Source organism: Novipirellula galeiformis (assembly GCF_007860095.1).
GTDB lineage: Bacteria > Planctomycetota > Planctomycetia > Pirellulales > Pirellulaceae > Novipirellula > Novipirellula galeiformis.
This window is the reverse complement of record NZ_SJPT01000001.1, coordinates 86,310-112,766: the sequence shown is the minus strand read 5'-3', so window position 1 is coordinate 112,766 and position 26,457 is coordinate 86,310. Positions and strand designations below refer to the sequence as shown.

Sequence of the window (26,457 nt, the reverse complement as noted above, 5' to 3'; positions counted from 1 at the left end):
AACCATGGGCGATCCGGATCCTCGACCGGGAAGGAGGACCTTTCATATCACGTTGGTTTTGTCGCAGAACTCGACTGGCGGATTGGAATTCGTGGCAACTGCGTTGCCTTGGGGACCACGCCAATAAGCCCACGCCAATGAGCTCATGGCTAAGCCTGGGGCTTGGGCAGTGTGCATTGCGAAAACCAGAGCCAGCCGACAAGGGCCACGGTTCCAAAGGGAACCGTGCATGCAATTTAAAGCCAGCGTTTGAGACGGTGATTAACGCGGTGAAACGAGGACGTGATGCAGGCAAGCGAGAAGTGATTCGCGAACATTTTAGGGGAAGTCAAACAAGCATTTTACAGTACACTACGCCCACGCTGATCACTGACACTCGTCCGGCTTCGCCAACCCCTCTCACACGCTTTATCCCACTCCCCTCCCTTTGTGTCCTCTATGTCCGCTTCGGAAACTCGCCCTCAAACCAACACGGCCCCTCGTTGTTATCGCTGTTTTCGTCCCGAGAAAGCCTGTTTTTGCGACTCCATCCCAGCGGTCGATAATCGCACCAAGGTGCTGATCCTTCAGCATCGCCGCGAGCGTTTTCATCCGTTCAATACCGCTCGGATTGTCAATCAAGCGCTCTCTCGATGCGATTTGATTTCCGAGCATAATCTCGACTTGAACCGTCGCTTTGAAACAATGTCGCTGAGCCAAAGCGTGGGCGTGCTGTACCCCGGCAAGGAGGCGAAACTGTTGAGTGAACTTTCGCCAGCGGCGCGTCCTGAGCAATTGATCGTGATCGATGGCACATGGCATCATGCGAAAACCTTGATGCGAGATATCCCACGACTGCAAACGTTGCCACGCTACCGCTTGGCTCCGGAAACCCCCGGTCGTTATCGGATCCGGCGAGAACCGAACGAGCACGCGCTCTCGACCCTCGAAGCGACCGTCTCGGCGCTCAAGGCGATTGAACCGGACACCGACGGGCTTGATCGCTTGCTCGACGCGTTTGAACGGATGGTTGACGACCAACTCAACCACACCCCGTCGGCGAAGCATTGGCGAGCCAATCAATCGCGACGACGTGGCTCGCCCAATGTTCCACGCGTCTTGACCCGCGAACTCCAGAACGTCGTCGTGGCCTATGGCGAACAGGAGAAGGGAGAGCGACTCGATCGAGGAGCTCGGCGAGGAGTGCGAAATCGCTTTCGCGCCAAGCCCATTTCATGGACCGCCGAGCGACTCGTCAGCGGCGAGCGATTCGAGTGCATGATTCAGTCCGACTCAGGCCTCGAACACGATTTCCTTAAACGTTTACAATTGACGGAAAATCATTTTGCCGACGCGGTATCGATCGACACCTTTCGTGAGCAGTGGAGAGCGTTCCTTCGTCCCAGCGACCATGTGGCGGTCTACCATCCCAATACTGCGAAACTGCTACGAAATGTCGACGCCGAATTCTCGGACACCTTGATCCTGAAATCAATCCATATCAAGTCACACACTCCATCGGATTCGCTCGAGTCGTTTTTGAATTCGCAAGCGATCGTTTCGCGAGTGGAAGGTAATTCACGAGCGTCGTTGCGACTCGCCAACGCGATTGCATTCGCCCGGCACCTCAACGAGCACGAATTCACGCCGCAAACTTAGTGGCTAGGATGCAACAGCGGTAACCGCGAATACCGAGCGATTGGCCCGATGATAAGGAGCGAGACAATGCGACGCGAGTTTCCACCCATGACTAGCTCACGCCCTTGTTCGGATGTTTGGTTACCAACGTGCTTGTTGATAACGTTGGGGGTGGTTTTCGCGAACCCGGACTCGATCGCGGAAGAGTTTCGCCGCGTGCCGCTGCAATCGAAAGTCGACGAGGTGCAACCGCTGACAGGAATTGTGCTATGGTCCGACAATCACGCCGCCAACCATGCTCCGATTCAGCTTGAATTTGTTTACCTCAGTTACAAACAGATTGTCTCTGCCCAGGGTGAGTACGATTGGTCACCGCTGGAGAACGTGTTGGAGGGAGTTGCGGACCGACGACATCAACTAGTCCTCCGCTGGTACGATACTTATGTGGGCAAACCAACGGGGGTGCCTGAGTCGATTACCAAATTGCCAGGTTACCAAGTCACACGGGGAACGAGTGAGGGGAAACCCACGGAGTTCCCCGACTGGTCCCAGCCAGAACTTCGACGTTTCATTCTCGAATTTTTCGATCGCTATTCGGAAAAGTACGATCAAGATCCTCGCATTGCCTACTTACAGGTCGGCTTTGGATTGTGGTCGGAGTACCATCTTTATGATGGCCCCATGAAAATGGGGGTGACGTTTCCGAGTCTTGAATTTCAAACCGAATTTGTACAACATTTGCACAAGACGTTGCGTCAGACACGTTGGATGATCTCGGTCGACGCGGCCGGAGATTGGGGGCCTTTTTCCGGAAATGTCGATCTCCTCGCGTTGCCCTTTGGCGTGTTCGACGATTCCTTCAATCATGCCGCGCATGCGAAACAGAATGAGCCCAATTGGAATACGCTGCGTCGTGATCGCTGGAAGGTAGCGCCGACGGGAGGGGAGTTCAGCTTTTTCAGCAACAAAGATCAGAGTCAAGCGCTTGCGCCCTCTGGGCCGCATGGCACGTCGTTTGAAAACCAGGCAGCCGACTTTCACATTTCCTTTATCCTTGGTGATGCTCAACCTCGGTTTCAGAAAGCGGCACGGATTCGGTCCGCTGGCATGGGGTGCGGTTATCGGTTTCGTGTCACACGGTTCGAGGCGTCCGGTCAAGCCGCCCGAATTGAGATCGAGAATGTTGGCATTGCGCCGATTTACTACGATGCCTTTCCTGCGATCGAGGGAGTCCGCTCGCAAAAATCCTTGAAAGGGTTGCTGCCGCAGCAACGAGCCGTTTTTGACGTCGCCGCTGGTGGTTCTGCGCCCCAATTGACGATCCAGTGTGATCGTCTTGTTGCTGGCCAAGCAATCGGTTTTGATGCCGATCTGCGCTAGTAACTGACCGGGGGGGCTCGTTGGACTCAGATCCACGGTATTTGCAATTCTCGATCGTTGCATTGCGCAATGGCGGATTGCCATTGTTGAAGTGTTGTTTGCGGCGGGGGCGGCCGAGGGAAGCACGCGTGCCCTAGGAAAGTACCCAGTCTCCTGAGTCACTATTCCCCGAAGCCGGCCAGTCTCTGAGCCAAGCATCGCAAGCGGTCCCAAAACACTCCCGTGGGATTCTCGGGTTCGTTCGCACCGTCGTGCACTTCCCAGAGAATCGACCTAAGGTGAAAACGCCCCCCCGCTGGTCACCTTGATGCTAGCAAGTCATCGGGGGTGTCGATTTAACTACGGTGGTTTTCGGAATTAAACTCCGGCTTTGTTAGTAGTTGGGCTTGCCGGCATTTTCGCTTTCGATTTATTCTTCGCTCGTAGTCAAAGGATGATCTTTTTTTTGAAAGTGCAAGGATGTACGCCAATCCCTCCGCGGGGCCCCCCGTCACCGTCTCGCTCATTCTGCCAGCTTGGAATGAGAGCGAAGTGATTCGCAAAGCGATTGATGAGGCCGACTCGGCGCTACGCCAAGTGGCGCGCGACTACGAAATCATTGTCGTCGACGATGGCAGCACCGATGGCATGGGGGGATTGGTGAAGCAAGCGGCCCAACAGAATCCGCACGTTAGGCTCGTAGAGCACCATCCGAACCAGGGCTACGGGGCATCGATCCGGAGTGGTTTTGCCGCCGCGGAAATGGACTTGGTGGTTTTCACTGACGCGGATTGTCAATTTGATCTGACAGAATTAGATCGCTTTGTATTGCTTTCGAAACGCTACGACATCGTCTGTGGATATCGCATTGACCGCAAGGACACCGCACTGAGGTGTTTGTATTCGCGTGTCTATAACCAATTGGTTCGGATTCTGCTGCGAATCGAAGTGCGTGATGTGGATTGTGCGCTGAAGATGTTTCACCGTGATGTCGTGCAGAATCTCGATATTTCCGGAAATGGATTTTTAGTCAATTCTGAAATCCTGACACGAGCGAAACAGGGTGGCTATCGCATTGTCGAAGTTGGCGTATCGCATCGCCCACGGACTGATGGAACAAGTACGGTTTCGATCACCCATATTCCCAAGGTGCTCTGTGGTCTGGCACGATTTTGGTGGAACGAAGTCCAGTTTCCTACAATCGCCGGGTCGACGGACGCTGCCGCGGCGTTGGCCGAGAAGCCACAGTGTGCGTTGATGCAGCGCCGCTACGGGTGGGCTCAGTGCGGTTTGTTGTTGATCGCTGCCATCTTCATTTTAACAAATCTTGGTTATCCACTGATCGATCGCGACGAAACGCGTTATGCCGAAATTCCACGTGAAATGATCGCGACTGGCAATTGGGTTTTGCCGCAACTCAACTTTCAAACCTACTACGATAAACCACCCTTGGTTTACTGGTTGTGTGCGATCAGCTTCAAGTTGTTCGGGATTACTGAAACCACGGCCCGACTGGTGCCAGCGTTGGCCGCGTTGGCAACCATTGCATCGACGATGTGGTTTGGATCACGAATGTTTGGCCAGCGAATCGGTTTGATTGCGGGAGTGGTGTTGATGTTATCGGCGGGTTTTGCATTCACCAGTCGTTACCTACTGCTCGACGGTGTGATGACGTTGTTTTTGTCGCTTTCGTTATTCACGGCCTACGAGGGGATTCGTAGCGGTGAGATGAAGTTAAAATGGTGGCTATTGTCCGGCGTTTTTTGTGGACTAGGTTTTTTGACCAAGGGGCCCATTGCCATGGTGTTGTGGTTGCCGCCGGTGTTTGCGTTTGCGTGGTTATCGGATTCGTATGCCAAGCCACGTTGGTGGCATTATGGGCTGGTTAGCGGCGTGGTATTGGTGATGGTCGCTCCTTGGATGATTGCGGTGTCGTGGCAAGACGCAACTTTTTTGTCGGAGTTTCTGTTCACTCACAATCTACTTCGCTTTGCCGGTGAATTTCATCATCAACCGATTTGGTATTTCGTACCGGTGTTGTTAATCGCAGGGCATCCGTGGTCGTTCTTGACGATTCCGTATGTTCATTTCCTGTTTCGACAAACGGGGAAAGCCCGTTTCCAGCGGCCTCCGGCGGTAGGCTATTTGCTGCTTTGGAGTCTTTGGTGTTTTGTTTTCTTTTCGCTCTCCAAATGTAAATTGCCCACGTATTTGCTGCCCGCCGCACCCGCGTTTGCGTTGATGATCGGGCAATACTTGAACTATGTCCTGGGTGAGTCATTTGATCATGCACATGTTGGGTTCGCTCGAGTTTGGTCGCCACGCACAGCGACGGTGACCACCTGTGTAGCGGCCTTGGGATTTGTGATCTTTACGGTCTCTTTTGCCGAGGATGCATCCGTTTGGAACTATTTTTGGGTGACGCTTTGGACCGCTCTTTTGTGTCACGCAATATTCATGTTGGGCAAGCGTCGCGACACGAAGTTTGCTTGGCCGACGTCGATGGGGACTGCTTTCTTATTTACGTTCATGGTGATGCATCAAATGGTGCCGGCGTATAGTCAAAGCCAAACGTTGTTTGGCCAAGCCTCTCCGCTGGCGGAGCAGATCGCGTTGAAGTCGAATCCAGCGATTGCCACGATTGCACATGAGTTCTCGGAGGTTCCGTTTTACTTAGCTCGCTCAGACATCGCTCATTTCGGCGGTCTAACGGATCCACGTTTGCGCGGCTTCGTCGCTGCGAATGAGCAAACGGTGTTGGTGGTGGAAAAGCGAATCGGGAGAGCACAAGTGGAACCCTGTTTGCCCTCTGGGATGCGACTCAAACGACTTGGATCTCGAGGCCAATCGCAACTATTCGTCGTTTTTAACCCCAGTGTGGTTGCCCAGCGAGTGGAGCAAAAACGCGACTTGGTGGTGAGATAAGAAGCTCGATGCGATCGCCTCGCTCACGATCCCGCATCACCGTCTTGCCGAGGAGGGGGCATGTAAGCCAAGTCTAAGCCTAGTGAAAATTTCGGAACCTGAGCGCCGCGCTGGGGTTCTATCAGCGTGTCGAGACGATTAACAACATCCCGTCTTGCTCCTTCCCGCCAAACGCTCTGTTTCATGGAGCGTCTTTCTTACGCTGAAAAAAAGGATTTGCGCAAATGGAATTCGTGCACGTTGAATGTTCGGCCGGTCATCGCTTGAAAGCAGGGACCCATTTGCGAGGACGCACGTTAGCGTGCCCAAAATGTCGAGCCGATGTGGTGGTGCCCCAACCGAAGGACACGCTTTCGGATACCGGCGTGATGCGCATTCTTGGCGACTTGGCGACACTCGCTGCCCCGCCTGCGGTCGAGCCACCCCCACAGCGTCCGTGCCCCCGATGTCGTCTCGAAGTCAGTGTGGAGGTTTCGGTTTGCAATCATTGCCAGTGTTTCATTGGGGTGGTTCCCGATTACATGAAACAGATCGGTTAGGAGTAGATGGGAGCGCAGCGTCGGGATCGTTTTTGATCACTTGCGGATCAAAAGGCAAGCTCGGAGAGTGATCAGGAACACTTGCTTAATTCCTTGGCAATTTTGCGACCAGTCATGCTCATTGGAAGTTCGTCGATCTCCGCGAGCGTGGCAAACTTCCAGGGCGATGGCGGTTTCCATCGGCGCGTCGCTCCATGGGAAATGGTGGCTCGCATCACGTCTAAGCGGATTCGGTATTTCGTGACCGCGTGTTTCATCGTAATCAAGGGTTCGCCAACGGAGATCGTACCCGACAATGTCTCGTTCAATTGGCTTGCCGCTACCGACGCATTTTCCACTTCGCCTGTGGTCAAGCGAGGGAAGTCCCAAAGCCCTGCCCACCGCTGGCCAGCAGGAATCGGGCGAACCAGAAATTTTGAGTGGTCGTCGTTGGCGATCACAAAGGCGAACTCGGTGCGATCTTCGTATTTGATTTTCTTGACTTTACCGGGAATCGTTTCTTGGATGCCCAGTTTTCTGGCACAGCACCCTGCGCGAACTGGACACTGATCGCACTTCGGGGAACGCGGCGTACAAATCAGGGCTCCGAGTTCCATGGCCGCTTGGTTGAAAATCCCAGGACCTCGATCCGGCAGGTGTGACGGCTTCTGGTCCCGACGCTTTGCGTTCGATCTTGGCAACATCGCGCCGGCGATGTTCCAAAGCAGATCCAAGGTTGGCTTTTCGGAGAGCACGCCCTGCATCGCGACCCAACGGCTAAAGACGCGTTGCGTATTTCCTTCGAGCACCGGAAACGCTTGGCCTTGAGAAATCGATAAAATCGCCCCGGCCGTGTAGCGACCGATTCCTGGTAAATCCAAGACCGCTTCGAAGGTATCGGGGAAGACCTCGTCATGCCGTTGACAGATTTGTTTTGCTGCGGCATGCATCGAGCGGGCGCGGCGGTAGTAGCCGAGACCTTCCCAATGCGATAACAACGTCTCCTCGTCGGCCGCGGCCAGGGCGCTGACTGTGGGGAACGTTTTGAGAAAACGTTCATAGTAGGGAATCACCGTCGCAACTTGAGTTTGTTGCAGCATGATTTCGCTAACCCAAACATGATAGGGTTGCGGGTCCGAACGCCAGGGCAAGACGCGATGATTTTCAAGAAACCAATCGAGCAAACGTTGGCGCGTGCGGCTGCGCCACGCCGATTGTTCCCAGATCGGATCATGCGGAGGCGGTTCCGGTTTGGGACGCGACAATTTGGGAGTTGACTTCGTTGTCGGCTTGCGTTTGGACGTCACCGCTGGTTCAGCTTTCCGAGTTTTAGTTTCACGGTTTCCGTTGCATCCCCACGACGAAACTTGACTTGGATGTCGTCACCAGGCATTTTTTGGTTGACCGCGTTCTGAAGATCCTCGAACTTGCCGATCTCAGTCTCGTCGATTTGGATGATTTCATCACCTCGTCGCAGCCCCGATTTCTCTGCGGCACTCCCCGCAATCACTTCATTGATTCGACAGACATCGAAGCCGTTGATGCAACTGACGCCGAGGAAACCACCTTGTCGATGATCGATCGTTAAACCGGGCAACTGTTGACGCAACGCTTCGACTTTTTCCTTGGAAATGCCGGTCCCCATCAAGTTCAAGGAAATTCGCATCGGAATTTTGGCGATTTCGTCACCCAGTTCCGGGGTCAACTTCACGTAGCGAAACTCCAGCGAGTTGACATGCTTCATTTCCTGCAAGGGTTTCAGCGTTTCCGCGTCTACGGTGCCTTCGACCACCGCGATCGTTTTTAGGTCGGGCATCGTAACGAGAAAACGAAGCACGTCGGCGCGAACCGCTGGACCTTTGACGCGTGCATATTCGATCGATTGAATCCATCGCAGCCACTGCAGAGGTTCAACATCCCCATTCCATTGCTCATCGATTTGGACCACGATTTGGGGTGTGCTGATCGCGCGGACTAGGAATTCGTCGACACCGATTGATACCCCGGCTCGCACGAGTGCTTCTTTGGCCTGAGTCCCCCGCACGTCATGGATTTCTTCGACCGCGGCTTGCGCCAATGCGGCGCGACTTCCCGCTCCATGGTTGCGGAGCAATTGTAATTCACCCCACGCCCCCCCTTCGTCGTTGGGAGCTTGTTTTAACGCGATCGCACGGAGCGCATGGACCGCTCGCTCGACCGTCTCCAGATCGCCATCTTTTAGAGCCGCAACTAGCGGCGAAACCGCATCGGAACCCGCATCGATTAGCTGTTGCGTGGCCAGTTTGCGACGGTGAAATTGGTCGCTGTTTAGTTGCTCGACCCAGTACGATAGAGGCTTGGCTTCGCGGTTGTAGGGTGTGGCGTTGCTCTCGGTCTGGGGTTCATTTTGTGTGTTGGGATCGGCCGGTGCTTCGTTTTGAGCCACCGCTGGCAAATTCCACGACATGGACACGAGGAACAAAGGCACGAATCGGAACGGAATGTAATTCATTCGAAGACGCTTACAACGTGGACCAGAAATCGAGATGCTTTTATGGTACCGGGTTACCTAGGACGACGTCAGCCCTAAGTCGAAGCCGCGTTTGCGTGACGATCCCCCGCTAGGTAACACCAACGTTGTGAGGCTTTCATAACCCGAAGTGTCCGCGAGGGATTATGACGGTCGACTCGGTCCTAAGCTAACGCCTGGGGTTCGGGTTTGCTGGCAAAAAAGGTGAAATCGTAGCGTCAAAGCGAGTCAACCCGGGAAAAAGACGTCACGTCATTAACTCACGCACTGGGTTTAGTGAGGTTCGATGCAACGAGGGAGACTTAGCACATGGCCGGGGGGAACAGGGGCAGCGCCAATCTAATTCGCGGGGGGGCCATACCGTCGGACGAAACGGCACGCGGATTCCCAAGCGTCGTCGTCTTCGAACTGGGGGCGCGCGACGAGGTGCCAAATATTGGCACGGTTGATTTTCAACAGAATCATCCGTTCACTCACTTCGGATTCGTCGAACAGTTTCCAATTTGATTTGGATTGGCCCGTGGTCGCCATGCTGAATTGTCCTGAATCGTCAAACCATCCCGATGACATCATCAAGGGGGCGTTATTGGAAAGCGTTGCTTGGCGCGCCTTGATCAGCGATTGGACCGGTTTCCAGAAGAGATGAAGCAAGACCAATCCGACACCAATTCCGAACCAGGTGAATCCCGCAAAATAGAACCAGGCAACGATCGTGGTGGTGCTGCAGAGGGCCAAGGTCAATGCAAATCGCCTAAGCTCGGTCTTCCATTGATGCCCAAGCTTGGTGCCTTGGAGTTGCGAGGCATAAATTGCCCCCGAGTAGAACACCGCGTTCGCTTGGGGGCTAAATAACGGCTCTGCATTTGGCAATAGTTGGCGTCGACGGTCAACGAGCTGCAGAGCACACGACGGCCGCGCTGCGATCAGTCGATCGGCCAGCATTTTCGCTTGCTCATGATCGGCGAATGCACGAAACGGCAATACTTCCATTTGCATCTGCGTCGCGTCGAAACAGAGCGTCATCGTTTGGGCGTTGCGTCCCGCACAGACCAAGTGGTCCATGCGCATCAAACGCGTTTGATTGGCATGCACGACACAGAAGTAATCGCGATCGAGATAGCCGTGGATTGCGCCACAGCGGTGGACATTCAAATCGACCGCGCGTCGCAGTGCACGATGACGAAGCACCAACAACGCGAACGTCACGACAATGGGAAACGAAAACACGATCAGGGCGGCTGAATTTGGAATCACCATCAAATACAGCAACGCGACAAAGAGACACAGAAAAATGACGATCGCCGCTAGGGTGCGCAGGTTGACGAAATCCGTCCGAACATGGGTCTGGCCGATGCCGTCCGCGAGATCGGCGCGAGTCAAATCGGTTTCAAATTCCATTCGCTCAAGTGATTCCAACAACGCCTCAAGCTCGGCTGATTCAACGCTAGCCGATTCCTCGCTGGAAAGCTCGGCGGCGGGAGGCTCGTACGGATTGAATGACGGAGTTGAGATCGTTCGCTCGTTGGGCAGAGGGAATTGGAAACACATCTGAGGTAATGCACGACGGGGGTGCGGCACGCGAATAGGCTTCGCCTGCGGAGGGGGAGAGAGGTGAGAGGCAGTTTACATGGTGGATAGGTCACAATGGGGAGCCTGGGCACGAACGTAACGGCCGTCCGATTGGCGCGTTTGCGAATGGGCCCGCTTGCGAAGGGGGCTGTTATCGAACGGGGCTGTTAGCGAATTGGGCAATCCATGTCACTCGGCAACAAAATCGCACGGTGCTGTTGGGCGGATTGGTAACACGCATCCACCAACGCCATTGTCTTTAAGTGATCGCGGCCGCTCATCGTGGGAGCGGTTCCTGATTCCAAGGCGATCAATAACTCAGCCATGGGGCCGACAAAGGCATCGGGAAACCAAGCTTGCTCCCATCGAGGTTGATGCCAAATCCCTGTGCTGATGTTGGTGAAATCGATCGTGCTCGGTTCACGCAGCGGGTACTTGGGCCAACCGATCGTTCCCCTGGCCAACCCCTCCGTTCCCTCGACGCGCCAACGGATACCAAGATCCTCGGCGGCTCCTTCGCGGGCGGGACCGGTCCATACGTCGTCACAGATCATGCATCGCAATCCATTTTTGTATTCCAAGATATAGAGCCCGATACCATCGACGTGGGTAAATTTGGTTCTTGGATCGGTGCGAAAACTTGCGAACACACGTTCCGGTTCGCCGAACCAAAATCGCATCGTATCGAGATGGTGAATTGACATGATCCGGCAGGTCATCCATCCTTGACGCGATTGCCAGGGCTTCCAGTGTGGTATCGCCCGCATGTCCAGGGTGGCTAGGACAGGATCGCCAAGGTAGCCACGACGGATCGCGGATTGGCAAGCTCGAACCGATTGGTCGTAACGCATGTTCTGATTCACACAGAGCGTGATGCCCGCGTCGGCGCAAAGCTGGACGACCCGTTGCGCATCGTCGTAGTTTGCGGCCAAGGGTTTCTGAGCCAAGATGCCTCGAACGTGCGGATAACGCACCACGTCATGAACGACTTGCAACTGAATGTCCGGTGGAACAGCGATGTCGACGACTCGAATCCGCGTGTCGCTCAACATCGCATGGTAGGAATCGTAGGATGACTCGAGATGATGCCGGTCCGCTACCTCTTGAGCATGCTTCCGAGAACGTGACGCAATCGCAATGGGGTTAAATCCGGCTTGACGATAGGCCACCAAGTGGCAATCCGCCATGATGAAACCGCTGCCGATGCATCCGATGGGAACGTCGCGGTGCGACGGCAACGCAGGTAAAAAGTCGAGGTCGTCGCTAATATCCATCAGGGCGTCTACGTCCAAAACTGAAGGGGCTAGCAAGATCAAAAACGTCGAGAGCAAGGAACCACTTGGCCGCAAATGACCGCCTGCATCGCCCAAGCGATGCAGGCAAGGTCGTAGCGGGTGTTTCGTCATTCTTCGAGGCGGCTCGCAGAGGCCTCGCGGTTAGGATCCAACCAAGCCATGGCGTGCTCGTCACTGCTAAAACGCTGGGCTCCGACCTCCTTGATCGCCGAATCGGGCAAACGCGAGAGCGGGGTGTAGCGAGGGTGGTGCGAATCTTTGTAAGGATCGTTGCTCTTCGCGTTGTAGCAACATATCATCGACCAACGGGGATGCTCGCTATGATTTTGGTCGCTGCGGTGCAATAGATTCGCATGGAAGAAGAGTACGTCACCGGGGGCCATTTCCACATACCGATGCTCAAACCGTTTCGCCACTTCGGCGACGCGTTCCGCGTCCGCACCGGCTTGCTCGCCAGTGAGTTTGTGGTGAATGCGTCCGCAGAGGTGCGATCCACGGATGACCTGCAGACAGCCATTCTCATGCGTCGAGGGATCGACCGCGATAAAACAACTGACCAAGTTTGGGGTCAACACACCGTTGCCGTACCAATATCCGTAGTCTTGATGCCACGCCCACGCCCCGCCGACGCGTGCGTCTTTCATGATCATCTTCGAATGATAATGGTACGGCTCATCGCGTAGAATCTGCTCCGCAGCGGAAACCAATCGCTCGCATCGTGCGAATGCGCCGTAGATACCTTGTCCGGGGTGATTCCAGAGCGCGAGCCGGACGGTGCCTCCTTCGCCATCGCCGCGACCGAACGAATGATCATCGAGTTGCTTGTCGGCCTTTGCCGAGCGACGTAGCAATTCAATTTCTTCAATATCAAAAAGTTGGCTTTGGAGAAGAAAACCGTCTCGCTGGTACATCGCAAGTTGATCGTCGCTTAATGCCAAGGACATGGTTTCTCGATCCAAGTTGAAATTCGCTAAAAGTCATTTCAAAACGCAACGTTGTCGCAGCAAACTAAGGAAGCTTGGATTTTTCACTTAAACCCATCGCTTGTTAAGCGCACGCGGTGCAAGTGCTGGCGTAAGGAATCGCTTTGAGTCGAGCCTTGGGAATCTTCTTGCCACACCTCGCACATTTGCCGTACGAGCCATCATCGATCTGACGTAATGCATGTTTGATTTTCTCAATCTCGTTCAGTGCGAGATTGCCGACCGACGCGAGCACTTCGTCGCTTTCGGTTTCCGAGGCTCGCTCTTCCCAATCCTCGTCGCCTGGCTTACGCAGGTCGTTGTCGATGTTTTGAGCACGAACGATGAGTTCTCGAAGCTTTTCTTCAAGCTCCGCCCGTAGCTCGGTGTAGTCAGACTTCATGATTTTCTCGGTTTTATAAAACGCACGTGATGAACACGCACGAGGAATGGACAGGAATCAACACCAAACCGACCAAGCGAATCAGGTGCGTCGGGTCAAGCGTTGCAGGCAATGCGACGCTGACTTGGCAAGGCGAAGCCGCACATGCGATTCGCCGTTCCGAACGCGAACCGTTCCGAATCTACTATGGGGTCAAGACAACTGTGGAGCCAAGACAATCGAGTTAGAATCACCACCGTCGTCCTTCTAAGTATAACAGATCGCCACCCTCGAGAATGGTACTTGCGCCAGACGCGAGACCCTGTGGGACTTCGGCCAATGCCATCTCAGAATTTGGGGCGTCGCCGAGAAAATGTCATGCGCCGCGGCAACGTCATCCTCGCATCCGCCGACCGTTCCCAGGCTACCAGGGCCAACGGCAAAACGATTGGCCAGAGAACCGAGGGCACCAATTTCACCGATGGCCACGATGCTGAGCGTCTGCGACGATGGTCGGTGCTGGCGATTTTGATTGCGGGACAGCGACTTCAATGCCGGGGCTCGGTTGAGTTCGGTTTAGCCTTCCAGCCGCACCTTCGCCAGATAGATGCTCGTTTTGCTTTCGTGCGACGAATAGTAACTGACCCAAAGTAGATCGTCATGCCAGACCATGCCGGCATAGCTAGTGTCTCCGCCGGAGGGCAAGGCAAGGGTCTCGGTTAACGTTCCTTTCGCGGGATCGACCCAGCAGAGCGAGGTGCGCACCGGGGCATCATACAAACGAACTGCCGCAAGAAAGCGTCCATCGGGCAATTGGATCATCTCAGGACCGCCGATTCGCACTCCAAGGCTTTTCCAATTCCAATGCGTATAGGGCGGCTGGGACGTGCCAACGTAGCCCGCGTTGGGTTTGCCATCCTGACGCAACAAGCAATAGCCCGTATCGTCGGGTAGGAAGATCAGGGCGGTTTCATTGGGATACGTTCCCTCGACGTCAACCTTATCGATCACGGCGTCAAACTTTTTTCCATCAGAGCTTTGGAAAAAACGAAGCGTTCGCTCGGTTGCAACACAACCGTAGCCGAATCCGTAGGCTTGGCCTTGATGCCACGTGATTCGCCACAGCCAATTGTCGAGATCACCCACGTTGTGTTTCGGCGTCCAAGTCTTGCCATCGTCGGAAAACCAAACCAGTGATTGATGGTGACGTCCGGAGGGCGTTTGGATCGCTTCGGCTCCCGCCAACATCAGCTGTCCCTCGGCCGTCACACTGAGTTTGGCATCGCGCAGATCGGAATTGGCCGAGGTGACCAACGCCGCGGACTCCCATTTTTTTCCATCGGATGAGGTCAACACACGCAGCGCCCCATCGGGCGAGACATGCCCTTGGCCTTCGCGAAAGGCACAAAACCAACGGTCTTTGAAGCGAATCAAGTCGGTGAACGCATTGTGTGGCGCGGCATCCCAAATCCGCTCGGCACTGACGAGCACAGGCTGGGACTCCTGTTTCGCGGCATCGGCTTCTGCGGCCGCAACCGCGGCGGTCGGAATAACCAGGCAGGCGAGCAAAAGCAAGTTGTTCGCTAATTTCATGTTGGGGGTCCCGTGAGAGATGATTTGAAGGGAGGGCGGGAAGGTCGGACAGGAGAACTTCAACGGCGTGGGCCCCCCCAATCGCTAGGTGCATGAACACTTTATCACAACGGGTTTGGGTTTGCCGAGTTTCGCTGGCTTGTTGCGCGCATGCCCGAGAATCCCACCTCCTGGGAATTCCATTTTCGTTGCTACCCATCGCGGCGATCGAATTTCACGGGGATCGCAGCCATTTTCTGCGGCGTACGCCGATCGGCGTGGCAAGCCAGACTTGTCGACGACGCGATGCGTGATACTTTACAATCTTGGCCGATGCTCCCACCCGCTTTTTTCGTAAGAACAGACCATGACGACATTTTTCGCTAAAGGATCCAAGACCACCTCTTTAACGAGCGAGGATCTGCGCGACGCCCTTTTGCAAACGTTTGCTGCGATTGGCATGCCGGAACGCGCCCTGCTGTTGCCTCCCGACGCAACGCGACTGTTCAGTCGTGCGGGTGAGTTGACCGTATTGTCCCATCAGATTCTCGGCGATCGTGTGACCGACATCATGCCGGCATTGGGGACGCATACCCCGATGAAGCCAGACAAGTTGGATCATATGTTTCCGGGCATTCCGCACGATCTGTTTCGTCCGCATCTGTGGCGTGACGATGTTGTTCGACTGGGCACGGTGCCCTCGGAGTTCGTCTCCAAAGTGACTGGCGGAATGTACGACCGTCCTTGGGAAGCCCAGGTCAACAAAATGTTGCGTGATGGCGGTCATGACCTGATTTTTTCGATCGGCCAAGTCGTTCCTCACGAGGTCATTGGGATGGCCAACTACAACAAGAACGTGTTCGTGGGAACGGGAGGAAAGGATGGTATCAACGAAAGCCATTATCTCAGCGCGGTCTATGGCATTGAGGAGACGCTCGGCCAAGCCAATACGCCGCTTCGCCAGATTTTGAATTACGCATCCGATCATTTTTGTAGCGGCCTCCCGCTACTCTATGCGTTAACGGTGATCGAACAGATGCCCGACCGCAGTCTGCACACACGCGGATTGTTTATCGGCGACGACCACGACACCTTCTTCCAGGCCGCTGAATTGGCTCGTCAAGTGAACATCACGATGATCCCACAGGCCCCCAAGCATGTGGTGGCTTACTTGGATCCCAACGAGTTCAAGAGCACATGGCTAGGCAATAAAGCGATTTATCGCACCCGTTTAGCAATCGCCACCGGGGGACGCTTGACCGTGCTCGGTCCGGCGGTGGAAGAGTTCGGCGAAGACCAGCAAATTGACCATTTGATTCGAAAGTACGGCTATCGCACTCGCGAAGAAGTGATTGCATTGGTGGCCGAGAATGAAGACTTGGCGGCCAACCTTTCCGCAGCGGCCCATTTGATCCATGGTTCACCGGAAAATCGCTTCGAGGTGGTGTATGCCGCCGGAAATCTGTCCGACGAGGAGATCCGATCGGTGGGCTACACGCCCGGGAATTTGTCGGAATTGATGAAACGCTACGATGTCGACACGCTTCAAAACGGTGTCCACACGGATATTGATGGAAGTGAATTCTACTTCATCCAAAATCCGTCGCTCGGTCTCTGGCAAGCCGACCGCAACTAACGCCGTTTTTAGATAGCGAATGCATTTTGAGATCGGTCGTAGCCCGGTTCCCCGCGGCGACAACTTCGATAGGGCTCGGTGGGAACCGGCCCTATATCCCATCTCAATTTTGAACCGGCTCTAGCCCACTTGGACTTGGTTCGAGACGTGGCAAAGGATTCCCGCTTGTCGAATTGTGGGAACCAATTCGCCGCGCAGTTCGTCCGAGGGCAATTCGCCTCGGAGCACGATTGAGCGGTTCTCAATCGAAATCTCTAACGATGCCAGATAACGCCCCAATTGACGATGAACGCTGAGCATGGATTGAATCCGCTCAAGCGTTCGATTGGCCTTGGCTTTTGTATTAGGGCTTGCGTTATTGATCGCAACCATCGTGTTTGCCTCCGAATTCGCGGTTTGTGGGGTGGCTCTACCACCACTAAGCGAGAATTGATGCAAGAATGTGTCTAGAAAATCGACGCTCTGTTAAGAATTCGTCAGAGTTACGTGTTGTGGACAATAAATCCAACAGAATTCAGTAAAGGAGTTGTTCCGAACTAAATTCATGGATGAATTTCCCTTTCACGGCACTCTTTTCTTGGAGCCCACGCGGCACGTTTCATCGCGCGTCTTATTTATCGCGTCCCAATTAGGGGGGCGAGTGATAGTCAAGACGATAGGGTTTACGATGCAATGATTTTGCTTCAAGCGGTTTTTTAGGCCGGGTGCATCAAAATCATCCGCGTTGATTGAACTCTGCACACGATTCAGGCAGTGATCTCGTTAGTGCTGTAAAACTAGGCCTCACGGTTGATGTGTTTGGGTGTGGGGCGGCCAACATCGTTGAATGTCTCCGCCACCACTGGATATTCAAATCTCGTTTGAGATTCGTTACAAAAAATGGATCCAAAGTGTTGGTTGCCTCGGTAAACGTGTACGATAACGTCGCCCGTTGATGACCGGATGTTGTGCATCAACGGAGTACGTCAACGAAGGCTCTTCACCCCTGAGGGCTGTTTTTCACCGAGGTACGACCACTTGTCTGAACCAGAGTCTGCAAAGGACGTTCCAGCTCAGATCCCACAGCCTGCGGTGGGGCGGCTGAGTCTCTATTTTCGTGAGCTTTACCGATTACGCGAAGCCGAGATCACGACAACGAACAGCAAAGAGCTCGGCAAGCTGGTGAATGTTTCACCTCCGGTGGTCCGCCGTGATTTAAGTGCGCTCGGGACGATCGGTCAGCGTGGAGTGGGTTATTCGGTCGATGCGTTGATCGACCGGATCGGGCAAGTTCTCGGATCGGGGCAACAGTGGGAGGTCGTGTTGGTGGGGGTCGGATCACTCGGGGATGCTTTGTTGCGTTACCGAGGGTTCAGCCGTTTGGGATTCAAGCTGACCGCCGCTTTTGACATCGACCCAGGGCGAATTGGTTCGACGATCGGCGGGGTCGAGGTGCTTGATGCGAAGGAGCTTGAGCGCGTGCTCACGGCAACACCGCCCCATCTAGCGATCTTGGCCGTGCCGGCGGACAACGCCGCCGAAGTCGCTTCGCTGCTCGTGCGGCTAGGCGTTTCGGGGATCCTCAATTTTGCCCCCACGACCCTGAGGCTTCCGCCACGAATCGCGGTCGTCAATGTCGATTTGGCGAGCGAGTTGCAACGATTGGCGTTTGCCGTTCAGAGCGGGACGTAACGTCCTGATTGCAGCCTGGGAAACACTCCGAAGCTCGAGTGATAATTCCCCGCTCCTGCGTTCCACCGTGAACTATGTTTCAACAAGGACCGGCCCAAGGTCCGTCCGTTGCCGTGGGTTTTCATTGAGGAGAGCCCGCTTAACCATTGAAACCGTCACGACCGGAACCGAATACGTGCGAACGGAATTGTCCGCCGAAGCGAAGCAGACCTTTCAAGTTGTTGCCCTCGTGGCCACGATTTTCGTGGTCGCGATCCATTATCAATCGGCGGCGCCGAAATCGGCCGCGATTGAGCACGCCACAGCGAATCAATTGGCTCAAGAATTCTTGGTCGGCGGCGTGGCTCGCTTCGCGGTTCCGATGTTCGCCTTTGCAGCGGGTTTCTTTTATTTTTTCAGCGACGACGGATCGCTGCGCACCTACCTGCGGAAACTGCGTCAACGTTTGCGTAGCGTGTTGACTCCCTATTTGATCATCGGTTTGGGAGCGACGCTGTGCTGGATGGCGATTCGTTATGTGGAGGACAAACCCTACGAAATGACGTCCCTTCAAATCGCCGGTACCTGGCTGCTTCGCCCGCCTGCGGAACAGTTGTGGTTTCTGCGTGACTTGATGGTGTTGGTGGTGGCTGCACCGTTGATATGCCGGATCGTGAGATTGCCCAACGCAATCGGCTTGATGCTGGTCGGGGCGGTGTGGCTGAGCCACTACCAACCGTTTCCGATTGTGGGGGGATGGTACTTATTGCATACAGAAACGCTGTTCTTTTTCTGTCTTGGTTGTGCGGCGAAGTCGCGTCTCGATTGGCTCGAGCGACTCGGCCGCGTCAGCATGGTGACCACGATCGGATTCGTCTTGGTGTGGTTTGATTTGATCGCGGCTCGAATCTTGTTGCGTCCCGATTTCGATTGTTGGTACGTCACCGATTACAGCGTCGAAAGCCTGTTGATTCATAAAGCTTCGATTGTGGCGGGATGCTTGTCGATGTGGATGGTGTGCTGGAAACTTCGCAGCCCATTTTTGTGCCGGTTATCGGGCGCGGCCTTTTTTGTTTACCTCGTTCATGAATTTCCATTGCGGGCGGCGGTCGTGCGGATCGCAGGCCCGGTGATGGACAAGGGGGCGTGGTTCTGGGGGATGTTCCCGATCGTCACCTGTGGATGCTTCGCCGCAGCGATGTGCTTGAATCGCTACGCGCCTGCGGTGATCGCGTGGTTGACCGGCGGACGCACTCCGGATGCTGCGGCAAAGATCGGCAGTCTGGAAGCACAAGCTCGCTTCACCAAACCCCGTCCTCGAAGTTCGACTCCCACCCCTCACCCAGGCCAATCCTCCCAATGACATTTCTTGTCGTCCTGTTTGCCCTCGCGGCACTTGTTTGGTTGATACCGTTGATTCAAACGAGGCGAACGCTGCACATCGCCACTTTGGTGCTGGTCACAGGGACGCTGTTTGGTCCCGCGTTTTTCTCGATCGACGGCCCAATTCAAATCAGTCTCGATCGCGTGCTGTGGGTTGCCATGTTTGCGATCGTTGCGATCCGTTGGCGCTGTGGTGACCTTACGATCCCGCAACCCAACCGTGTTGATTGTTTGGTCGCCGGGATCACGGTGTGGTTGCTCGTCAGTGCGTTGATGGGGGCATCGGTTCCGGAAAACCAAACACCTCCGCTAGCGAAATGGTTGTTCTTTATCGCCATGCCGGTCGGGATGTACGTGGTCGCTCGGGTCAGCGAGGTCAAAGAGTCGGACCTGCGTTGGGCCTATCACTTGTTACTGGGACTCGGCGTCTATCTCGCCGTGACGGCGATCTTCGAAGTTTCGGGCGTCCATGGCCTCGTGTTTCCTCGTTATATCGTCGACCCCAAAGATTGGGAGTTTTTGGGTCGCGGTCGGGGGCCGCTGCTGAACCCTTCGGGCAACGCCATTGTGATGTGTGTGGCGCTCGTGGTCTCGATTCTCGGTGTGATTCGTTCGACGCATCGGATGCGATTGTTTTACGCAATACTATCGCTGGTGATTTTGGCGGGCGTGTACAGCACGCTGACACGAAGTGCATGGATGGGGGCCATCGCGGTGGTGGCGGTGGTGGCGTTGGTCTATTCGCCTCGCTGGCTGCGTGTGCTCGGACTTGCCGCTGCGATTCTGGTCGGAGGGGCGGGCGTGTTGGGGCTCAAGGACCAATTTTTGCGTATGAAACGCGATAAGAATCTAACTTCGGCAGATGCGGAAAAGTCGATTCAGCTAAGACCGCTGCTGGCGGTGGTGGCCTGGGAAATGTTCAAGGACCATCCGATCAAAGGGCATGGCTTTGGACAATACTTTACCCACTCCGGCAAGTACCACAGCGTCCGCAGTTACGACATGCCTTTGGAGGATGCACGCCCCTATGCTCAACACAACGTGTTCCTCGCGATCTTAGTCGATTCCGGATTGATTGGATTGTCGATGTTGATCGGTGTGTTGGTCATCGTTTCAAGCATGGCATGGAACCTCGCTCGCAATCAGGGGCACAGCGTCGCCATTCGCAATGGCGGACTGATTTGGTTAGGCACCTTCGCTGCCTATTTTTGCAACGGTATGTTCCAAGACGTCACGATCATTCCGATGGTCAACATGTACTTGTTCTTTGCTGCTGGGATCGTGGTAACCCTCTACGAGCGTGGTGTGGAAACCCGCCGCGTTGAACAACCGCAGTTGCGCCCACAGGTTCACGCCGTTTCGTTGGCGCAGTAAAAAGCGTCTCCAGCGTGTAGGATGCATCTTGCTGCGCTCCTTGCGAGGCTCGCCGACGGTGGTAAAGGGATCGAGAATGATCTCGGCCGGGCAAGCAACGCGTTGGATTACCGCTGTCCCCGATCTGCCCACCTACCCACCCAACCACCTACCCACCCAACCATCTGCCCACCTAACCGTACGCCCACCTGATCGCACACTCACCCGATCGTGCGCCTACCTTGCCGCACGCCCCAACGTTATGAAAACGAATCTTCGCCAACGTGTTCGTAGCACGCTGAACCAACTGCGCCATGAACTTTTGGACCATCGTACCGATGCCGGACATTGGGTCGGCGAATTGTCGGCCTCCGCACTGAGCACGGCGACGGCGGTCAGTGCGTTGTCCGCCGTGCTCGTTCACGCTCGCAGCCCGGTCGCCAACTCGGACCAAATTCACGAACTGATTCGCCGCGGCATGACCTACCTTGGTCAACAACAGAACGACGATGGTGGTTTCGGCGACACCGATCGTAGTCACTCCAATATCGCGACGAGCTATCTTGCACAGGCCGCGTCGTCGCTTGCGCAACAGACGATAGGAGCGGGGCTCGACTCGAATCAAGAAGCTCGCTTGTCCGAGTACATTCGATCGCAGGGTGAAATATCGGGGCTTCGCCAACGCTACGGCAAAGACAAGACGTTTGTGGTTCCGATTTTGGCAAACATGGCCATCGCGGGTTTGGTTTCGTGGGACGATGTTCCCCGTTTGCCATTCGAAGCGGCGGTGTTTCCGCAATCGATGTACCGGATGTTGCAAATGCCGGTGGTCAGCTACGCGATTCCTGCGTTGGTCGCGATCGGACAAGCACGTCACTTTCATGGTGCGAAGGCTTGGTTGCCGATTCGATTGGTCCGCTCCGCGTCGCTGAATCGATCGATGGAGGTGCTGCGCCGCATGCAACCTGAGAGTGGTGGTTATTTAGAGGCGACACCGCTGACTGCGTTTGTGTTGATGAGTTTGGCGTCGATCCAGAGTGGTGATTGCGAGGTCAGCCGAGATGCCATCCGCTTTCTGACCGATTCGATCCGCGACGATGGCAGCTGGCCGATCGATACCAATTTGGCAACCTGGGGCACGTCGCTTTCAATTTCTGCATTAGCCAGCGATCCCGAGGATGACGGATCTTGGTGCACCGCATCGCTTGTCGATTGGCATTTGGGGTGTCAACATCGACGACGTCATCCCTTCACCGGCGCTCAGCCGGGCGGTTGGGGATGGACCGATTTGTCCGGAGCGGTTCCCGATAGCGACGATACTCCCGCGGCGATTCTGGCTGTGACACAGATGCAAACTCGCGTCGCGGGGCGGCGGGGTAGCGACATGGAGCGTGCGGTTGCCGATGCACGGCAGTGGTTAATCGAGTTGCAAAATCGCGATGGGGGATGGCCGACGTTTTGTCGGGGTTGGGGTAAGTTGCCCTTTGATCGAAGCAGCAATGATTTGACCGCTCATGCACTCCGTGCGCTGGGCGCACAAGGAATCAGTGCAAAAACGAGAGCGAATGCGGAACGTTTCTTGACACGCCATCAACGCAGTGACGGCAGTTGGCTGGCGCTTTGGTTTGGCAATCAAGATCACCCGCACGAGGAAAACCCGGTTTATGGAACGGCGCGGGTGCTATTGGCGGCGGCGGACGGCTTCTTGAGCGACGATGCGGTATTGCGCGGATGCGAGTATCTGATCCGCAGCCAAAATCTCGACGGTGGTTGGGGGGGAGGACCTTCGCTATTGCCGTGGATGAACCGTCAATCGGCCGCGGGAGCGGGGGGCGATTCCGAGCCGCGTTTAATCAGCAGCGTGGAAGAAACCGCAGTCGCGATTGAAGCGTTGACCGCCATTTTCGGTGAAAATGGACGCTTTAGCGCGGCTGCCCTGAAAAATTTTGGCAAGGATTCGCCCGACTTTGCACAAACCGGTCCCCACGGTGGGAAGAACGGCCAGCGAGAGGCTATAATCCGAGGCGTTGAATTCCTGCTGCAAAGTGTCCACGATGGGCGTCATCGTGTGCCTTGGCCGATTGGATTTTATTTTGCCAAGCTTTGGTATCACGAAAAACTCTATCCGCTGGTGTTTACGGTCGCTGCGTTATCGAGCTACCTACGATCCTCAGCGGATTCGATCCCAAGCAAAATGAAGCGGCAAAACGTCCCCTCGGCTCCATCCATTGATGATCCCACCTAAGGAATCTGGTTTGTCGACCGCAACCACTTCAAATACAACGTCCCATTCCGCTGGTACGCAAGGCGATTCGTCTGCGCGCACGACCCGTCGAAAAACCAGCCATTTGAAAGATGTTCCTCCCACCCTCGAGTTGCGCGAAAGTCTACGTTCGCGTTGTGCCGAGGTTGCCAAACGCATCGACCGCTCGGTCCCGTTGAACAAGGACCAAATGGAACAGATCGCCCGACGATTTCTTGAAGAAGCCGATCTACCGGAAGGCTACTTGGGCTGGATGATGGTGATGATTAGCAGTGAGTTTTGGAAGGAATCGCTCGCTGCGGTTCCACCGGAACGACGTTTGTTCCTGCTTCCGCATTGCCTAAAACATGCCGAGGGTTGCCCGGCGGAGTACGACCAATTTGGCATGAACTGTAAAGAGTGCGGTGCTTGTAGCATTGCCGATTTTCGCTCGATCGCCGAAGAGATGGGGTACCGCGTGCTGGTAGCCGAGGGGTCCCCGGTCGTGCTGAAGATCATCATCGGAGGTTACGTGGATGCCGTCGTCGGTGTGGCCTGCTTGAACGTGTTGGAAAAAGCGATCGATAAAGTGCTGCTCGCCGGCATTCCCTGTATGGCGGTTCCGTTGTTGAGCAGCGATTGCCGAAACACCAAAGTGGACGAGTCGTGGGTGGAGCAGATGATCCGCACTCCCTACGTAGCGGCAAGCCAGAAAACGCGAAGCTATGTCCATTTGATGCGCGCCGCGAGCGAGTTGTTTGAATCCGATTCGCTGCAGAAATTGGCTCCTCGAATCCGCGACCAATCGCCGATTGGATCGCATGCGGTGACCGCCGAATCGATTGAAAACCTCGATACGATCGCGGCCACGGAGCACATCGCCTACGACTTTTTGGCGCGGGGTGGCAAACACTCACGACCCTTCATCACGTTGGCCGCTTACGATGCGATGACCGGCGCCGAGTGCACCGGCAGCGAGGGAAGCGATGCGGTCAAAACGTTGCCGGTGACGGTGCAGCGCGCGGCGATGAGCATCGAAACCTTTCACAAAGCGAGTCTCGTTCACGATGACATCGAAGACGATGACGGGTTTCGCTACGGACAACCGGCCGTCCACCAGCGTTTTGGCTTGCCCACCGCGATCAATGTCGGTGATTATTTGATCGGCCTTGGTTATCGATTGCTCAGTCGGCGTGATGCGGACGATGCGATTTCTGCGGACGCTCGCGTGGATGTGCTCGACGCCTTGGCGACCGCGCACACGCGGTTGGCGGAAGGTCAGGGGGCGGAGTTGCTTTGGCGTGATTCAAAGAATCGTCAACTTTCGCCATTGGACGCCTTGAAGGTGTACGCGTTGAAAACTTCGCCTGCCTTTGAAGCGGCGTTGTTCAGCGGCATTCGTTTGGCCGGCGACGCCGAGGCGTATCGCAAACCAATCCGCGATTTTTGTCGAAACCTTGGGGTGGCCTTCCAAATTCTGAACGATATCGGGGATTGGAACGGCGACGAAGACAACAAACTTTCTGCGGGCGGCGATCTGTTCGGCGGACGTCCTACGATCTTGTGGGCGCTGGCACTCGATACGCTTCAAGGCGACGAACGTGACTTGTTGATGAGTGTGGTCGAGAGCCCTGAGAAGTACAGTAACAGCGAACGCTTGACCATCGCGACTCGCTTGTATCACACCGCAGGGGTGTTTGAAACGGCGATGCAGTTGGTCGACAAGCATCAGGCGCGAGCGGAAAAAATTGCCGACGAGCTTGAACCCGAGTCGCTGCGAAGGTTGATGTACTTCTTAGTCGATACCGTTTTGGAGCGTCCCGAAGTGCCCACTCCGACCTTGATTTCGCTCAGCTCGATTCCGGTCAACACGTTGCCGATTGTGTGACGCGGCGACTGCAATAAACATGCAGTCCCCGTTCGGAGCGAAAAATTTGAGAACCGCGGGCTGCGGATAATTCGATCGCAATACACTCCACCACAAAGGGTTCGATGTCGTCTAAAAAACTCAGCATCGAAATCGAGCATCTCGTCGGACAGTTTTATTCGCCGAGCGAGGACGTCGATTCCACTTCGGATGAGGGGAAGCGGGGACTGCTTGATTCCGATCTTGGCAAGTTCGAGTCGGTCGCCTCGGTACCGCCCCCGTATGATCAATTGCTCGACCATCACAAGCACATGACGGTCACCGTGGAAGCATTTCACGAACAAGCCGTTGACGTCGTGGTGCACCGCACGCAGCGAGATGCGAATTGGTATTCGCGAGAAATCACGTTGGTGACACAACAAGACCGACAAATCGTTCAATACGGAATTGTCCGTTTGAACGTCGATCAGCTTAGCGAACCGGTGTGGAAGCGAATCGAGAGTGAAGGCACGCCCCTGGGCCGAGTCTTGATCGAACATAACGTGCTTCGCCAGGTTCAATTATGCGGATTATGGCGAGTAAGTGCGGGCCCCTCCCTCGCTTCTCGGATGCAAGTCGCGATTGGACAGCTGCTTTATGGGCGTACCGCATTAATCTATTGCGATGGCGACCCGGCGATTGAATTGCTCGAGATCGTCTCGCCAGTTCCCCCCCCTTCATTTTCTTCCCTTGCGTCGGAGGACTCTTGAGATGCCATCGCGTTTGCGTTCTAAAAGTCAGCGGTTCCTATTGATGTTTTTCGTAGCGGCTTGCGTGATGATGCACTCCGCCTGCATTTCACAGCGTGGTCATTCTCAAGATTCCGACTCGCTTTCCGCGTCATCCTTGCGTGCTGCGGCATTAAAGGCATTGCAGGAAGGCAACTCCGAGCTTGCGATTGCGTCGGCCGATGCAATGGTTCGCCAACACAACACGGATTCCCGCGCGACGCGATTGGCAGCCGATATTTATCTCCGCAGTGGAAAACCAGAGTGGTCTGCGCGGATTTTCAACCGCTACGCCAAGGCGTTCCCGGAGCAGATGCCCGAGCTTTGGCAACGCGGGATCGCACTGTATTTGATTGGACAATATGAAGACGCGGCGAAGCAGTTTGAAGCGCATCGCACCGTCAATCCGCACGATGTCGAAAACGCGGCCTGGCATTTCCTCTGCGTCGCAAAAGCAAAGTCGTTTGAAGAAGCAAGGAAGTTGATCCTACCGGCTCCTAACGACGCCCGGGTTCCCATGGCCGAGATTCATGAACTGCTTTCGACCGGGAATACCGAGGGGGTGAACCAACGCGTCAACGAAACGAAGGTCGGTACACGCGAGCGAGCTGAAGCGGCGTTCTATGGCGATTTCTATCTTGGACTTTACGCCGATGCGGCGGGCGAATCAGTGAAGGCATCTGAGTTGCTGCAACGCGCCGCGAAAGATGCACCTCGCCATTACATGGGAGACATCGCGCGTGTTTACGCAGCCCATCTCAAAGAGGGAATCGGCCAAGACGGGACCAAGAAGTAACGGGGCCAAGGAGTAACGGGGCCAAGAAAAGAACAGGGCCCCAAAAAAGCGGGCG

21 protein-coding genes are annotated in these 26,457 nt (G+C 55.2%); 13 read left to right on the top strand and 8 right to left on the bottom strand.

Features of this window, described 5'->3' with window-relative positions; genetic code table 11:
• The first annotated feature begins 438 nt into the window (after positions 1-438).
• From Pla52o_RS00380 to Pla52o_RS00365, 4 genes are all read left to right on the top strand, one after another.
• Positions 439-1,638 carry a tRNA-uridine aminocarboxypropyltransferase gene (locus tag Pla52o_RS00380; RefSeq protein ID WP_146592622.1) on the top strand — a complete coding sequence of 400 codons (1,200 nt, stop codon included), beginning with the start codon at positions 439-441 and terminating at the stop codon, positions 1,636-1,638.
• Positions 1,639-1,725: 87 nt separating this feature from the next.
• On the top strand, positions 1,726-2,997 hold the full coding sequence (locus Pla52o_RS00375; RefSeq protein ID WP_146592621.1) for a DUF4832 domain-containing protein: 1,272 nt from the start codon (positions 1,726-1,728) through the stop codon (positions 2,995-2,997).
• A gap of 459 nt (positions 2,998-3,456) precedes the next feature.
• Complete coding sequence (locus tag Pla52o_RS00370; RefSeq protein ID WP_146592620.1) at positions 3,457-5,901, top strand: glycosyltransferase; 2,445 nt, start codon at positions 3,457-3,459, stop codon at positions 5,899-5,901.
• A 224-nt stretch (positions 5,902-6,125) separates the two neighbouring features.
• A complete protein-coding gene (locus Pla52o_RS00365) occupies positions 6,126-6,440 on the top strand; it encodes an ATP-binding protein (RefSeq protein ID WP_146592619.1) in 315 nt (104 codons plus the stop codon).
• A gap of 71 nt (positions 6,441-6,511) precedes the next feature.
• Here the strand turns inward: Pla52o_RS00365 and mutY are convergent, their stop codons facing one another.
• The 6 genes from mutY to Pla52o_RS00335 all read right to left on the bottom strand — a co-directional run bounded on the left by mutY (position 6,512) and on the right by Pla52o_RS00335 (position 13,157).
• Positions 6,512-7,726 carry an A/G-specific adenine glycosylase gene (gene mutY / locus Pla52o_RS00360; protein WP_146592618.1) on the bottom strand — a complete coding sequence of 405 codons (1,215 nt, stop codon included), beginning with the start codon at positions 7,724-7,726 and terminating at the stop codon, positions 6,512-6,514.
• On the bottom strand, positions 7,723-8,910 hold the full coding sequence (locus Pla52o_RS00355; RefSeq protein ID WP_146592617.1) for a PDZ domain-containing protein: 1,188 nt from the start codon (positions 8,908-8,910) through the stop codon (positions 7,723-7,725). Before Pla52o_RS00355 ends, mutY begins: the two co-directional genes overlap by 4 nt.
• 357 nt (positions 8,911-9,267) lie before the next feature.
• Positions 9,268-10,476 carry a hypothetical protein gene (locus Pla52o_RS00350; protein WP_146592616.1) on the bottom strand — a complete coding sequence of 403 codons (1,209 nt, stop codon included), beginning with the start codon at positions 10,474-10,476 and terminating at the stop codon, positions 9,268-9,270.
• A 188-nt stretch (positions 10,477-10,664) separates the two neighbouring features.
• Complete coding sequence (locus Pla52o_RS00345; protein ID WP_146592615.1) at positions 10,665-11,771, bottom strand: Gfo/Idh/MocA family protein; 1,107 nt, start codon at positions 11,769-11,771, stop codon at positions 10,665-10,667.
• A 128-nt stretch (positions 11,772-11,899) separates the two neighbouring features.
• Positions 11,900-12,736 (bottom strand): phytanoyl-CoA dioxygenase family protein, encoded by an 837-nt coding sequence (locus Pla52o_RS00340; protein ID WP_146592614.1) that lies wholly within the window; start codon positions 12,734-12,736, stop codon positions 11,900-11,902.
• Positions 12,737-12,839: 103 nt separating this feature from the next.
• Positions 12,840-13,157 carry a TraR/DksA family transcriptional regulator gene (locus Pla52o_RS00335; protein ID WP_146592613.1) on the bottom strand — a complete coding sequence of 106 codons (318 nt, stop codon included), beginning with the start codon at positions 13,155-13,157 and terminating at the stop codon, positions 12,840-12,842.
• A gap of 29 nt (positions 13,158-13,186) precedes the next feature.
• On the opposite strand from Pla52o_RS00335, the gene Pla52o_RS00330 reads away from it, so the two are divergent.
• On the top strand, positions 13,187-13,384 hold the full coding sequence (locus tag Pla52o_RS00330; RefSeq protein WP_146592612.1) for a hypothetical protein: 198 nt from the start codon (positions 13,187-13,189) through the stop codon (positions 13,382-13,384).
• A gap of 328 nt (positions 13,385-13,712) precedes the next feature.
• Here Pla52o_RS00330 and Pla52o_RS00325 read toward each other — a convergent pair whose 3' ends face one another.
• Positions 13,713-14,729: an exo-alpha-sialidase gene (locus Pla52o_RS00325; protein WP_197168914.1), complete on the bottom strand. Its 1,017-nt coding sequence runs from the start codon at positions 14,727-14,729 to the stop codon at positions 13,713-13,715.
• A 346-nt stretch (positions 14,730-15,075) separates the two neighbouring features.
• On the opposite strand from Pla52o_RS00325, the gene Pla52o_RS00320 reads away from it, so the two are divergent.
• On the top strand, positions 15,076-16,344 hold the full coding sequence (locus tag Pla52o_RS00320) for a D-mannonate epimerase (protein WP_146592611.1): 1,269 nt from the start codon (positions 15,076-15,078) through the stop codon (positions 16,342-16,344).
• Between the two features lie 120 nt (positions 16,345-16,464).
• Here the strand turns inward: Pla52o_RS00320 and Pla52o_RS00315 are convergent, their stop codons facing one another.
• Positions 16,465-16,716 carry a hypothetical protein gene (locus Pla52o_RS00315; RefSeq protein ID WP_146592610.1) on the bottom strand — a complete coding sequence of 84 codons (252 nt, stop codon included), beginning with the start codon at positions 16,714-16,716 and terminating at the stop codon, positions 16,465-16,467.
• A 645-nt stretch (positions 16,717-17,361) separates the two neighbouring features.
• Here Pla52o_RS00315 and Pla52o_RS00310 point away from each other — a divergent pair.
• From Pla52o_RS00310 to Pla52o_RS00280, 7 genes are all read left to right on the top strand, one after another.
• On the top strand, positions 17,362-18,015 hold the full coding sequence (locus Pla52o_RS00310) for a redox-sensing transcriptional repressor Rex (protein ID WP_231611986.1): 654 nt from the start codon (positions 17,362-17,364) through the stop codon (positions 18,013-18,015).
• A gap of 175 nt (positions 18,016-18,190) precedes the next feature.
• A complete protein-coding gene (locus Pla52o_RS00305) occupies positions 18,191-19,357 on the top strand; it encodes an acyltransferase family protein (protein WP_197168913.1) in 1,167 nt (388 codons plus the stop codon).
• Complete coding sequence (locus tag Pla52o_RS00300) at positions 19,354-20,751, top strand: O-antigen ligase family protein (protein ID WP_197168912.1); 1,398 nt, start codon at positions 19,354-19,356, stop codon at positions 20,749-20,751. Before Pla52o_RS00305 ends, Pla52o_RS00300 begins: the two co-directional genes overlap by 4 nt.
• A 241-nt stretch (positions 20,752-20,992) precedes the next feature.
• Entirely contained in the window at positions 20,993-22,975 is a 1,983-nt protein-coding gene (locus Pla52o_RS00295; protein ID WP_146592607.1) for a prenyltransferase/squalene oxidase repeat-containing protein, read from the top strand.
• Entirely contained in the window at positions 22,962-24,860 is a 1,899-nt protein-coding gene (locus tag Pla52o_RS00290; protein ID WP_146593462.1) for a polyprenyl synthetase family protein, read from the top strand. The genes Pla52o_RS00295 and Pla52o_RS00290 overlap by 14 nt, the downstream gene beginning before the upstream one ends.
• A gap of 104 nt (positions 24,861-24,964) precedes the next feature.
• Positions 24,965-25,588, top strand: coding sequence for a hypothetical protein (locus Pla52o_RS00285; RefSeq protein WP_146592606.1), 624 nt, complete (start codon positions 24,965-24,967; stop codon positions 25,586-25,588).
• 1 nt (position 25,589) lies between these two features.
• Positions 25,590-26,402: a tetratricopeptide repeat protein gene (locus tag Pla52o_RS00280; protein WP_146592605.1), complete on the top strand. Its 813-nt coding sequence runs from the start codon at positions 25,590-25,592 to the stop codon at positions 26,400-26,402.
• Positions 26,403-26,457: the final 55 nt, after the last annotated feature.

Excerpts from the sequence above, each read along its gene's own strand:
- Pla52o_RS00380 (WP_146592622.1), top strand. The coding sequence starts at position 439 with ATGTCCGCTTCGGAAACTCGCCCTCAAACCAACACGGCCCCTCGTTGT.
- Pla52o_RS00375 (WP_146592621.1), top strand. The coding sequence starts at position 1,726 with ATGACTAGCTCACGCCCTTGTTCGGATGTTTGGTTACCAACGTGCTTG.
- Pla52o_RS00370 (WP_146592620.1), top strand. The coding sequence starts at position 3,457 with ATGTACGCCAATCCCTCCGCGGGGCCCCCCGTCACCGTCTCGCTCATT.
- Pla52o_RS00365 (WP_146592619.1), top strand. The coding sequence starts at position 6,126 with ATGGAATTCGTGCACGTTGAATGTTCGGCCGGTCATCGCTTGAAAGCA.
- Pla52o_RS00355 (WP_146592617.1), bottom strand. The coding sequence starts at position 8,910 with ATGAATTACATTCCGTTCCGATTCGTGCCTTTGTTCCTCGTGTCCATG.
- Pla52o_RS00350 (WP_146592616.1), bottom strand. The coding sequence starts at position 10,476 with ATGTGTTTCCAATTCCCTCTGCCCAACGAGCGAACGATCTCAACTCCG.
- Pla52o_RS00345 (WP_146592615.1), bottom strand. The coding sequence starts at position 11,771 with ATGGATATTAGCGACGACCTCGACTTTTTACCTGCGTTGCCGTCGCAC.
- Pla52o_RS00340 (WP_146592614.1), bottom strand. The coding sequence starts at position 12,736 with ATGTCCTTGGCATTAAGCGACGATCAACTTGCGATGTACCAGCGAGAC.
- Pla52o_RS00335 (WP_146592613.1), bottom strand. The coding sequence starts at position 13,157 with ATGAAGTCTGACTACACCGAGCTACGGGCGGAGCTTGAAGAAAAGCTT.
- Pla52o_RS00330 (WP_146592612.1), top strand. The coding sequence starts at position 13,187 with ATGAACACGCACGAGGAATGGACAGGAATCAACACCAAACCGACCAAG.
- Pla52o_RS00325 (WP_197168914.1), bottom strand. The coding sequence starts at position 14,729 with ATGAAATTAGCGAACAACTTGCTTTTGCTCGCCTGCCTGGTTATTCCG.
- Pla52o_RS00320 (WP_146592611.1), top strand. The coding sequence starts at position 15,076 with ATGACGACATTTTTCGCTAAAGGATCCAAGACCACCTCTTTAACGAGC.
- Pla52o_RS00315 (WP_146592610.1), bottom strand. The coding sequence starts at position 16,716 with ATGGTTGCGATCAATAACGCAAGCCCTAATACAAAAGCCAAGGCCAAT.
- Pla52o_RS00300 (WP_197168912.1), top strand. The coding sequence starts at position 19,354 with ATGACATTTCTTGTCGTCCTGTTTGCCCTCGCGGCACTTGTTTGGTTG.
- Pla52o_RS00295 (WP_146592607.1), top strand. The coding sequence starts at position 20,993 with ATGAAAACGAATCTTCGCCAACGTGTTCGTAGCACGCTGAACCAACTG.
- Pla52o_RS00290 (WP_146593462.1), top strand. The coding sequence starts at position 22,962 with ATGATCCCACCTAAGGAATCTGGTTTGTCGACCGCAACCACTTCAAAT.
- Pla52o_RS00285 (WP_146592606.1), top strand. The coding sequence starts at position 24,965 with ATGTCGTCTAAAAAACTCAGCATCGAAATCGAGCATCTCGTCGGACAG.
- Pla52o_RS00280 (WP_146592605.1), top strand. The coding sequence starts at position 25,590 with ATGCCATCGCGTTTGCGTTCTAAAAGTCAGCGGTTCCTATTGATGTTT.